The following is a 12,238-nucleotide window of genomic DNA, read 5'->3' as shown; positions in this document are numbered from 1 at the left end:
GTTTGCAGGAACCGACACCGTTTCAAAACCAAAGGCGCCGCCCCTGTCGGGGCGGCGCCTGATCTTGTCTGTCGCTATCCGATTATTCGGCGGCTTGGCTAGAGACACCGTGCTTTTCACGCTGTCCGTCGCGGAACAACGCCTTGCCCAGCGCGATGCACATCAGGCCCATCACCATGGTAAAGGGCAGTGCACCGATAATCATCGCATTGCGCAGCGCATCCATTGGGTTGTTTTCACCCGCAGCGAGGACCAGTGCGCCGATCACGGCCGTCAGGATCACACCCCAGATGATGCGGTGCTTGATACCGGTTTCCTGGCTGCCGCCGGACATGATGGTGTTCATTACCAGAATGCCCGAGTCCGCAGAGGTCACCAGGAAGGTCATGATCAGGATCACGCACATGACGTTCAGCATGGACAGCAGCCCGCCGTCGATCATGTAGGACAGTGTCACGAACAGTTTGTTCGTATTCGACGCCCCGATGATCGCGCCTTCCGCCGCGCCTGCCAGTTCCAGATCGATCGCGGTGCCGCCCAGAACGGTCATCCATGCAAAGCAGACCAGTGCCGGTGCGAAGACGCAACCCAGGATGAACTCGCGCACGCTGCGACCCTTTGAGATGCGCGCCAGGAACAGGCCCACGAAGGGCGAGAACGCGATCCACCAGGCCCAGTAGAATGTGGTCCAGCCTGCCTGCCAGCCGAACTGACGGCCCTGCTCGCCTGCTGCATAAGCCGCGGTCAGGGTGGCTTCGTCCAATTCGGCGGCTGCACCTTCCAGACCGCCCTTGAAGCCGTCAAAGCTGCCCCAGGCATTGGTTGCGCCGCCCATCAGGTCAGCCGCATGCGCCTGCGCCTCGGCGGGCAGAGCTGCTGCAAAAGCTTCGGCCGACAGCGGGCCATAGGCATTAAAGCTGAGCGACAGGAAGTGCAGGATGTAGTCCACCATCGCCGAGCCGTAGGTGGTCATGGCGAAGACAAACGAGCCGAAGACGATGAACGTGCCCAGCAGGATGATCGACAGCACAAGGTTCAGGTTCGACAGGTACTTGACGCCCCGGCCAACACCGGAAACCGCCGAAATGATCGACAGGCCCATGATGACGACCAGGCCCGAAATCAGACCGACTTTGCTGGGGGTCGGCACCTCGCCGCCCATATCCATGATCCACTGCATGCCGGTGATGGCATAAAGACCGTCGATGAACTGGCTGACGCCGTAGCCGATGGTGACCGAGACACCCAGAATAGTCGCCACAACACCCAGAACGTCCACGGTGTGGCCCAGAAACCCGTTCATCAGGCGGCCAAACAGAGGCGTCAGCGCCGAGCGGATCGTCAGGGGCATGTTGCGCGTATAGGCGTAATACGCCAGCGACAGCCCGGTTACCACGTAGATTGCCCAGGCGTGGAAGCCGTAGTGCAGGTATGTGAAGCGATATGCGGATTGCAGCGCCTCAGGCGAGTTGCCCTCGACCGCGCCCGAGACCACAACTGGGTTCGAGCCCCATAGGCCCAGAGGTTCGGCGGTGGCAAACACCATCAGGCCAACACCCAGACCCGCGCCGAACATCATCGAGAACCACGAGAAATTCGAGAATTCGGGCTTCTCACCCGGTGTGCCCATGATCCGCCGGCCGGTGGATGGCAGGATCGCAACGATGGCAAGGAAGAAGAAGAACAGCCCGACGATGATAACGTAGAAGCTGTTGAATACTTCAAGCAGCCTGCCGTTCCAGCTGCCGAGCGTGCTGTTCGCATTGGCCGGGAACACCAGCGCCCAAAGTACAAGCGCGACCATGATCCCTTTGCTGATCAGGGCGATCGGGACGCTGTAGTTCTCGTAGAAACCGGCATCCGCCGTTTCTATCTCGAGATCCGTGAACGGTTCGGGTACTGACATATTCTCTCCTCCATGGCGATGTCATTATTTTGGGGGTCTGCGTGGTTGCGTATGCGCCTTCGCGCCGACGTCCTGCCGTTGCTGACGGCCGGGCATGCGGCCGGGGTACACATGAAACCCTTTCAACCCCGGGAAGTGCCAACGCGCGCTCCCATACGCACAGATTTCAGCGCAACCTGGTCCGAAAACACGTGCTGCGCCCTGGCCTTCCAGTTTTTTTCATACGGGTGACGCCCAGAATTGGCACGGAACCCGAAACTGTCTGCGGACCTGTTCAACGGCGTTTTTTGCAGCCCATTGTACTCGACCCTCATTGGTTCGTCTGCATACAAGGTCGATTTCGGTCGTATTCGGCGTTTACCGACACTATCCGACCCATTGCCGACCCCAGCCGCCATTTGTGACTGACAGATGCATCTATTATTTAACAAAATCAGTTCTACAACCGAGAAAATTCTATTATTCACTTGAATGATCCTAAACCGAGTACTGATTACGCATGTCCAGACGCCATTATAAACTGCCGCCTTTGACCACCCTTTCCGCCTTCGAGGCAGCAGCACGGCATCTGAGTTTCAAGAACGCCGCCGAGGAATTGTCGGTCACACCCGGCGCAGTCAGCCATCAGATCAAGGCGCTGGAAGGCGATCTGGATACAGCGCTTTTTCAACGCAAGCATCGCGGTGTGGACCTGACCGAGGACGGAAGGGCATTGTACGAGGCATTGTCCACGTCCTTCGGGCGCATCTCAAAGACGCTGGCGACGATCCGCGACCGCACGTCGGGCGGCAAGGTGACCGTCGGATCGACAACGGCAGTGGCCGCATTGTGGCTGTCACCCTCCATCATCCGGTTCTGGCGGGAAACGCCTGAAGTCAATGTCGACCAGATCTCGCAGGATCGTCCTTTCAGGAACCGGCCCGAGATTGATTTCTTCATCCGATACGGCAAGGACAATGACCGTACGCTGTCGCATACCCCGCTGTACCGAGATCAGCTGATCGCGGTCGGCAGCCCGGACATGGCCGAAAGACTTGCGGGTGCGGATTTGGAACAATTGGCCGCCCAGCGGCTTATTCATCTGGATTCAGAGGATCAGACCTGGACGACATGGCCGGACTGGTTTCAAATTCTGGGTTATTCAGGAAACATCCCAGTGGAAACACGCGTCAACAGCTACTCGGTGGCCTTGCAGCTTGCGCGCAAGGGCGCAGGACTGGCGCTTGGATGGCAACGCCTGATCAGGCCTATGTTGCAATCCGGGAAACTGGTTCCGATCGGCCCGCATCGCCTGACGGCCCCCAACCAGTTCTACCTGGTCGGCCGACCGGAAGAGGAACTGACCGAGAATGCTCGCGCGCTCAAGAACTGGATCATTCAGGAGGTGCGTCAGAATTCGGATTAGATCAGGTCAAGCTGTGATGAGGATTTCTGATATTGAAGCGGGGGCGGCGGTTCCGTCAAAACGATTGAAATGCATCCAGCCAAGAGTCAGGAGAGCCCGATGAACAAGCATAGTGTTCTGTCATCCGTTCTGAACGATGTGAATATCGCAAACGGCCTGCCGAACGAACATTATATCGACCCGGTGGTTTTTGCCGAAGAAAAACAGTCGGTCCTGTTTTCGAATTGGTCTGGTATCGGGTTTGGCAAGGACGTCCCCGAGGAAGGAGACGCCAAACCAGTGGACTTTCTGGGTATGCCCCTGTTGATCGTGCGCGACCGCGACGGCGAGATCGGCGTGTTTCAGAACACCTGCCGGCATCGTGGAATGATCCTGGTGGATACGCCCAGAAAGATCGGCGGTGCCATCCGCTGTCCCTATCACAGCTGGTGCTACAGCCTGAAAGGCAAGCTGCATGCGACGCCTCATGTGGGGGGGCCGGGACAGAACAAGCATGAAGACATCGACAAGGACGATCTGGGGCTGGTTCGGATTCGGTCTTACGTCTGGCGTGACGTGATCTTCGTCAATGTCAGCGGCAACGCACTCGATTTCGAAGAGGTTCACGGACCGCTGATGGAACGCTGGGGCGAATTTGAACAGCCTATCTTTCACGGCGGCGAGACATCGTCCTTCAAGCTTGAGATCAAGTCCAACTGGAAGCTCGCAGTCGAGAACTATTGCGAAAGCTATCATTTGCCGTGGGTGCATCCCGGTCTCAACAGCTATTCCCGCCTGGAAGATCACTATAATATCGAAGCGCGCAACCACTACTCGGGCCAGGGAACGCTGGTTTACCGTCAACTGACAGATCAGGACGGTGCCACGCTGCAGGATTTTGCCGGCCTGAGCGACAAGTGGGATGAGGGCGCGGAATATGTCGCGCTGTATCCCAACGTGCTGTTGGGCGTCCAGCGCGACCACAGCTTTGCCATCGTTCTCGAGCCTGTCGATCAGGAGAACACGGTGGAACATATCGAGCTGTATTACGCCAAAAGCGAAGCCGAAACGCCCGAGCATGACGGGTTGCGCGCCTCGAACGCGCAGCTCTGGAAAACCGTTTTCGAAGAGGATGTTTTCGTCGTGGAAGGTATGCAGAAAGGTCGGCACGGCGTTCTGTTTGACGGCGGGCGGTTTTCGCCGGCGATGGACGGACCGACCCATTGCTTCCACCACTGGGTGGCCACGCAGATCGAAAACGGCCGGACAGTCTGAGGAACGGCCGGGTGAAGGATCGGACAGATCAAGATCAACGGGCTACGCTGGATCGGCTGCTGCTGGATGCACATTCCCGAGGCGACCACGTAGACCTTGTCCGCTATTACACACAGGCCGCGAATGAGCGTGAAGCCGTTCGCGACCTGGACGCGGCCTGCTTCTATCTGACCCATGCCTTTGTCTTTGCGCTGGAAGCCGGCGCGCCCGAAGCCGATGTTCTGAACTACCGGCTGTTTGAACACGGGCGCACGGAACGGTTGGAGTTTTAAGCCAACCGTCAACGGTAACGTACCCTGCCGTTACACTGCCCTAACGTCGCCCTGTTCACACGCGCGATAAAACTTCTATCCTGCCCGGGGCTTCAATCGGATCGTCACGGGAGGGGAAACGTTGGAAAACGTGACTGACATGCTGATCGTCGGCGCCGGGTTTTCCGGGCTGACCATGGCGCTGGAGGCGCGAAAGCGCGGCGTTGCCAACATCGCCATCCTTGAAAAAGCAGGCGATATCGGCGGGACCTGGCGCGAGAATACTTATCCCGGCGTTGCCTGTGATATCCCCTCGCATCTCTATTCAATGGCCACCCACCCGAACCCGGACTGGAGCCGGGCTTATGCGGGCGGTGCCGAAATTCAGTCCTATCTGCAGAAGATCGCCCGCGCCGAGGGCCTATACGATCTGTGCCATTTTCACCAAAGCCTGAAATCTGCCAGATGGGACGGCACAAACTGGCAAATCGAAACACATGAAGGCCAGCACTGGACCGCAAGCTTTCTGATCTCGGCAATTGGTGCGCTGCATGTGCCGAACATTCCGGATATCCCCGGCGCCGAGAGCTTTCCAGGCCCGTGCTTTCATTCCGCCGAATGGGATCACGACGTCGACTTGGCCAGCAAACGCGTCGCGGTCGTGGGCACTGGCGCATCCGCGGTTCAGTTCGTGCCCGAAATCGCCAAATCCGCGGCTGATGTCACCGTTTTCCAGCGCAGCCCGCCTTATGTCCTGCCGCGCCCTGACGGCCCGATTGCACCATGGGTACGTCGCCTCTACCGTCACGTCCCCCTGCTGCCACGCCTGCGGCGCAAGCTGATCTACATGATTTTTGAATACCGCCACAAAGTATTTCGCGGCGAGGCGCGCATGGTGAAATTTGCCATGAAGATGTGGCGTAAATCACTGACTGGCGCGATCCCGGATCCCGCCAAGCAGAAGATGCTGACGCCCGGTTATCGGATCGGGTGCAAACGCATCCTGAGCTCGAACGACTGGTATCCGGCACTGGCCCGCAACAACGTCCATCTTGTTGCGCAAGGGATGGCATCCATTGAGTCCGACCAGATCATCGCAACAGATGGCAGCACGGTTCAGGCTGACGTTCTAATCTGGGGAACCGGCTTTCACGTCACGGATGTGGTGCAACGACTGGACATCTCGGGCGTCAACGAAATTACACTGCACAAAGCATGGGGCGACGGAATGCAGGCCAATCTGGGCACCGCGATCGCCGGTTTCCCGAACTTCTTCATATTGCTGGGGCCGCATACCGGGCTGGGGCACAACTCGGTTGTTCTGATGATTGAAGCCCAGGTGAAACACATCGGCCGCGTTCTGGCGCAGATGAAGAAAAAAGGGTTGAAGGCCATCATGCCGGATGCCGCGAAACAGGATGAGTTCACACGCGAGATGCGCGAACGGCACACCGACAGTGTCTGGCAGACCGGCGGCTGCACATCGTGGTATCAGGATGCGCAAGGGCGCAACACCACGCTGTGGCCCGGCACCGTGGCGGAGTACGAAAAGAGGATGGCGCAGGCGGGTTTGGAACAATACCGGCCAGTGCCCACGCCGAATGGAGAATTGTAGATGACGACTATCCTGATCTTGCTGGGCGCACTGGGCCTCTTTCTGCTGGCCATGAACCTTTGGACGCGGCGGCTGACCAAAAAGGGTTTCGAAAGGGTGCCTCAACCGGGTCAGGTGGTCGCGGTTGATGGCGGCAGCATCCACTATGTCGAGCGTGGAGATCCCGCCAACCAGACCATCGTGATGATCCACGGTCTGTCGGGGCAGCTACAGCATTACACCTATGCGCTGATGGACGAATTGACGGACGATTTCCACGTCATTGCCATTGATCGCCCCGGCTGCGGGTATTCCACCCGGGACGACCCGTCGTTGGGCACCCTTCCGGAGCAGGCCCGGATGATACAGGAGTTTCTGGACCAAAAATCGGTCACCGACGTCATTCTGGTCGGGCATTCTCTGGGCGGGGCGGTATCGCTGGCAATGGCCCTTGAATATCCCGACCGGATTGCGGGGCTCGCGTTGCTGGCCCCGCTGACACAGCAAATGCCCGCGCCGCCACAGGTTTTCAAACCGCTGGAAATCCGGACTGCCTGGTTGCGCAACCTGATCGGAAATACGATCGCCGTGCCGCTGGCGGCAAAGACAGCGCCCCATGTTCTGAGCGCCGTTTTTGAGCCCGAGCCCGCCCCGGCGGATTTCCTGGACCGGGCTGGCGGCGCCCTGGGGCTGCGCCCATCGGCCTTCATCACAGCCTCGCAGGACGTGGTCGGAGTGGATGCCAGCATCGGGGACCAATGCCGCCGCTACCCGGAACTGCAAGTGCCGGGCGGTATTCTTTACGGCGCTCAGGACGCTATCCTCTCAGCCGCGCAGCACGGCCCTCCGATGACAGAATTCGGCCTGACCTACGAGGAAACTGGCAAGCACGGCCATATGATCCTCATCACCATCCCGGAAATTTGCGCATCGTTCATCCGAAAGATTGCCGATAATTGCCGCTCATCCCGATTGGATTCGGCAGGTCAGACCAAAGAGTGAAAGATTCCGCCACGGACCGCCATTTCCCTCTTGACCCTGCCGGACCCCTCCCTTAAATCGCCTCTCACTCGTGGCGGAGTAGCTCAGTTGGTTAGAGCAGCGGAATCATAATCCGCGTGTCGGGGGTTCAAGTCCCTCCTCCGCTACCAAAACTTCCCTGATAAATCAGATAGATGCACGAATACTGCGTCATTCAAACGTACTCCAAATGTGCTTTGGGTGACATTTTGGGTAACAGCAGACGAATTTTGCATCCAAAATGGGCTGAGAATCGTCAAGAAGGGCGGAAAGCAGACCTTCGATGCGTTTGCTTTAGGGATAAGGGAGCGTACGCAAAGCTGACATTCGTTGCTTCTTGAGTTACTAACATATTTAGTCGCGGCACAGAGGCAAACGCTTGACGCTCACACCAGACAGTCCAGTGAATGAGTTTTTCAGAGTCATCGGATTAGGAGTAGATTCCCCGGTTCTGCGCCGGAGAATCTTAGTATAATGGGCACTAAAATGTGGCGCCAGTAAAGCCCAGTTTCTTCCTGGTCTTGTCGATCAAGCTCAAATCTTGTCGAACATCCCGCGAACACGTAGCCAACATTGTTGTCAACCTATCAAGGCGTTGGAGGTTGTTCCCGATAATGTCGGTTGCTGCTTCGTCGAAATACCCTGTCTTTCTTACAGCGTCAGACCAAACCATCAGGCCTTCGCAAAATGCAGAGACAATTTCTCGTGTAAGCACATCCAAATTCGCTGCTTCGAAAGCCAGATCAGCCACCAATAGGTGATCGCGATCACGCTGTATCGATTTTTTGCGGTAATAAATTGCTTCCTTCGCGAGTCGGTTCTGGTCTTTTGCCAATTTGTCAAAGAACTTTTGTTCTAGACCGCTACCCGAAACTTTTTCCGAAATTCGTCTCACGCCTTCGAGGGCGTAGCTCGATGCTTCCGAGAATGAACCCCTTGCGTTTGCCAAGTTAGCCAGTCTCGTAACCGCAACGATGAAAGCATCAAGGGCTGGGTCGTGTTTCTTTGACTTGAAGCGCTTGTTCTCCGTAAATGACTTCAAGCCTTGCCAATCCTCGGTACCGTTTTTGGCAACTACTACGTACTCGAACAACTCGCGCCGGTTGCAAGAAAGCGCAATAGCCTTCGTGGCAGCATCATCTGCGTTTGAGAACTGCTGTGGTCGAACTTTCAGAAAAGCCCCGGCCAGAGCGCACCAAACGTCGCCGTTTTTTGGGTTCCGAGTTGACAGTTCCTTGGCGACAACTAGAGCCTCATCTAGGCTTCCTTCTTCCCAAAGGCTAACTATCCGGTTTATTCCACGCCCAACTTCTCGGGACTGGTCGCCTTGATTCTTTCTAATTTTCGCGCATCGGCGCTCAATTTCGTGTGCTTTTAGCCCTAATTTCTTCCTCAAAATACCCGCAGATGAAACCAGTTCTTTCGACGTTGTCAGGACCGGATCTCCTTGCCGGTTTTCGGATCTAGACAAAAGATGGAATGACTGAAGTTCGTTGATCTGGTCGAGTAGTTTTTTCCGCGTTACTTCAACTACCTCTAGAAGTTCTTCAGTGCTCACTTCACCGAGATTTACAACTGCTAGGAGTACAGAGGCACCGCCCACCGACAGCCGGTCAAGCTCCCGCTTGAAGGCAAATTCTCTAACGTCTTCACCGTCTTCAGATGCCCAAGAAGAGCAAATCTTTTTCGGATTTTCTCCAAGGCTCGCCATGCGAATAATTGCGCTAGCAAATAAAGGAGACCCCGATGAAGCTTTGTAGATTTCCTTTACCCAACTTGGACGAAACTGTTCCAAAGCGAATTGGTCACACAAGTTATAAACTAATTCAGAGAAAGAACTTTGATCCAAACCAGTAATTTTGATTACGGCAGTCGGGGAAAGGCCTTGATCTAGCCGAGAAGTCAGAAGAACTTTACTGGGCAAGTGTTCACGATCTACTGTACGGAATGCGATCTGTTGAAGTATTGTCGCACATTCTCTTTGATCTTCAGGCGACAGACTATCAAGGTCATCAACTACAATGAAGCTTGGTCGGTAAATCAGTGCGTCTGTTAGTATTTCAATGTATTCTTCAATGTCCAAACCGTCATCCACAGATGATTCCCCAGCTATGAGCGCGATCAGTTGCTGAAGCAACTCCTCTACAGTGGAAAAATCGTGACGAGTAGTTTTGACCATTTGCCCACGTAGAGCCGCAAAAGTCGATTTCTTTGCGGAAACCCCAGCGAGGTAATCAAAGTCTCCAGCGGTGGTTTCAACAAGTTCTTCGCAAAAATGGTAAGCGACAGAGGTTTTACCTAGTCCACCGATTCCGGATATTAGTTTAATTGGATTTCGATGATCCAACACCCATGACCTTAGCACGCGCAACTCATCTTCCCTGCCAACGAAACGCACCATATCTGGGTCACGTGGAGGCAGGTTCGACGGAACCTTCTCCTTTTGTGCTTTTTTCGGAGCCGGACCGAGTCTTCTCTCTGAAAACAAGAAGCTCCAGTCGTCAGCAGTATTGTTTGCAGGGCGACACTCATCGTTTACGCGAACATAAATTGAATTCTTCTGGTATGCCTGTTTACCGTCGATGCGTGGTGCAGCTTTGATAAACTGTATGGGTTTTTCGTGTGATCGGCGCCTCGGTATCAGCAATAGCAAAACTGTCTTAGATCCAAGGTTTAGGCTGTTTTGGTATAGGTCTATATCCGCTCCAGTTTGAGCTTTTATACGTTTTCCTAAATCACCAAGTTCGATCTCATATTCGCACCCTGTCACTTTGTCTGCACCAGTGTCTTCGACACCAAAAACTAAATATCCGCCATACGCATTGTGGAACGAAACCACGTCTTTGATTAGCTCGTGTGTTTCGTGCTTATGTAAGTCTCTCTCAGCGTCATTCGGCTTGTCCGGGAGCAAAGGCGGTTTTCTTTTGAAGTCCCAAAGGCCACATTCAAATTGTAGCGGTTTCCCTTCTGGAACCAGAAGATCTATTATATTGGAGCCAATCTCTGTTTTTTGAACGCAGTCAAAAATTTTCTGAATTGTATCATCCACTTGCAAAACACTTGTCCTTCCACAGTATTAAGGCCTAGTAGCACACTCCTACGGCGAACCTCCAGATGTCCTTCACTCATAGGGCGTGGCGGGAAGAGAGTGTTAGATTGCTTGTCGTATGCAAACACATGATCTGCTCTACGAACAGCATTCTCCTGTTTGGCTCCCGATTCCCGGCCTCCACAGGTAGCCGCGATAGGAAACAACGCAATTTGAGGCAACGGTCGCCTGACTTGGCTTTTAGCAATCGGTTTCAGTAAATAACCTTGCGCTGAAAACACTACGATACGAAGGATTGAGCATGACATATTGTGTACACGTGCTCATCGAAAACGAAGGATGCACCTAAAGGCTGCCAAAAATCCGCTTCTTCTGCAGTCCGAAAGTTCGTGTATTCCCTTGTTTTGCTTTCGTAACGCTTTTCTAGAAAGCAGGCGATGTCGCAGCACAGCGACACGGTTTCGAATAGCAGGTATGGGCCGATGCGAATTTTCAAGACGACGATGTCAATGCTTCTTTGCACCCTCTAGCCGTTTCTTGGTCTTTCCATCACCACGCTCGAACCGCTCGTTGAACCAATCTATGCATTGATAGTTGGATCCAGCTACTAGCTTGCATCCGTAATAGTACCGGTCATTGTTCCAAATCATGCCAAAACTCTGAGCTGGCTTTTCCCTAAATATTCCCACAATCTGTGGTGCCCCGCCACTTAAGGGATCATCGCCCGCCTTGATCGATTGAAACAAACCTTGGAAAGCATGCCGACTTGTTCCCGTGTAATCTGCTTGACTGGTGTTCTTAAGTTGGTTCTGCAGACTGTCGCGACCGGAACCATTGACTGATGCGAAGTGAGATTGGTCCGTTTCCAAGTCAACTTCTGTGTCCTCCCAGATTTGATCTTTGGATTGATAGTTTACCTGCCAAAGGCGGAAAGAGCATTTCATCCCGCTCCCATCTCGTGAGCCATGAAAAAGCTTAAAGTCAGGGACTTCTGCGCCGACTGAAATCTCCAATGATTTCTTGATTGTCTTTATCCATCTGCCGTGACGTTCGTCCGCACACGCCGTGTCTTCAAAGAGTATTCCAGCCTCAATTTGGCGTGTGACTTGATTGATAACCTGTGTTGGAAAGAAAGCGGATCCACAATAGCCAAAGATATCAGGGCTTGTTCGAGACGCAAAAGTCTTCTGACCTGCATCCCATCGACGTTGTTTACTCCCCCAAGTAATGCGGCTGTCTGAAGCAATGTAAAGTGCACAAGGGCCACGTGAATCGACTGAAAGCTGTGCTGCAATTGTAGTCATTGTGAAATTCTCAGCAAATGTTTAACGTCCAATGTGACGGTTGAGTATCTGTAGCTTGGCCAAACTTGCAACTCCAATCCGCCCCTTCCAAAATCAAGTATGGGGTGCTCGAGGTGAGGGCCCGTTGACTTTGTCGGCGGGCTGATTGGTTTTTCGTGTTCACAACCTAAACGTCCGCTTAGTAGAAGATGCAGTACCGCACCCCTGGACAAGGCAAACGTCCGTAAAGGGCCAATTTACACTGCTCACTCTCGAGGCCAAAGTGTTGATGCCCAAAGACAGAGGTTTGTTACAATGCAGTTTATCTTCAAGGTTGGCCCCCGTCACTGTCCAGAAGGCCAGTTCCGACCCAATGATGATGGTGGTGTCTTAGCCCCGTAAAACTGTGCCACTATTTTGGTGTCACGGAAGGGATGATGGATGGCTCGGAAGCGGTATTCGGATGAAGATGCGTT

At 54.3% G+C, this 12,238-nt stretch carries 8 protein-coding genes and 1 tRNA gene; 6 read left to right on the top strand and 3 right to left on the bottom strand.

Going from position 1 to position 12,238, the window contains the following annotated elements; all coding sequences use genetic code 11:
* Window positions 1-82: 82 nt before the first annotated feature.
* Window positions 83-1,906 carry a BCCT family transporter gene (locus ACR0FE_RS23325; protein WP_480915532.1) on the bottom strand — a complete coding sequence of 608 codons (1,824 nt, stop codon included), beginning with the start codon at window positions 1,904-1,906 and terminating at the stop codon, window positions 83-85.
* A gap of 499 nt (window positions 1,907-2,405) precedes the next feature.
* Here ACR0FE_RS23325 and ACR0FE_RS23320 point away from each other — a divergent pair, with 499 nt between their 5' ends.
* From ACR0FE_RS23320 to ACR0FE_RS23295, 6 genes are all read left to right on the top strand, one after another.
* Window positions 2,406-3,311: a LysR substrate-binding domain-containing protein gene (locus ACR0FE_RS23320; RefSeq protein ID WP_170612048.1), complete on the top strand. Its 906-nt coding sequence runs from the start codon at window positions 2,406-2,408 to the stop codon at window positions 3,309-3,311.
* 99 nt (window positions 3,312-3,410) lie between these two features.
* Entirely contained in the window at window positions 3,411-4,565 is a 1,155-nt protein-coding gene (locus tag ACR0FE_RS23315; protein ID WP_480915530.1) for an aromatic ring-hydroxylating oxygenase subunit alpha, read from the top strand.
* Window positions 4,566-4,576: 11 nt separating this feature from the next.
* Complete coding sequence (locus ACR0FE_RS23310; protein ID WP_480490696.1) at window positions 4,577-4,837, top strand: hypothetical protein; 261 nt, start codon at window positions 4,577-4,579, stop codon at window positions 4,835-4,837.
* A 130-nt stretch (window positions 4,838-4,967) separates the two neighbouring features.
* Entirely contained in the window at window positions 4,968-6,431 is a 1,464-nt protein-coding gene (locus tag ACR0FE_RS23305) for a flavin-containing monooxygenase (RefSeq protein WP_480915534.1), read from the top strand.
* Window positions 6,432-7,412, top strand: a complete 981-nt coding sequence (locus tag ACR0FE_RS23300) for an alpha/beta fold hydrolase (protein ID WP_480915529.1) — start codon at window positions 6,432-6,434, stop codon at window positions 7,410-7,412. It begins immediately after the preceding gene.
* A 72-nt stretch (window positions 7,413-7,484) separates the two neighbouring features.
* A tRNA-Met gene (locus tag ACR0FE_RS23295) sits at window positions 7,485-7,561 on the top strand.
* Window positions 7,562-7,911: 350 nt separating this feature from the next.
* On the opposite strand, the gene ACR0FE_RS23290 is transcribed toward ACR0FE_RS23295, so the two are convergent.
* Entirely contained in the window at window positions 7,912-10,479 is a 2,568-nt protein-coding gene (locus ACR0FE_RS23290; protein ID WP_480915527.1) for an AlbA family DNA-binding domain-containing protein, read from the bottom strand.
* A gap of 506 nt (window positions 10,480-10,985) precedes the next feature.
* On the bottom strand, window positions 10,986-11,783 hold the full coding sequence (locus ACR0FE_RS23285) for a hypothetical protein (protein WP_480915526.1): 798 nt from the start codon (window positions 11,781-11,783) through the stop codon (window positions 10,986-10,988).
* Between the last annotated feature and the right edge of the window lie 455 nt (window positions 11,784-12,238).

It is taken from the genome of Ruegeria sp. K7 (genome assembly GCF_056531785.1).
This window is presented reverse-complemented; position numbering and strand designations above follow the sequence as displayed.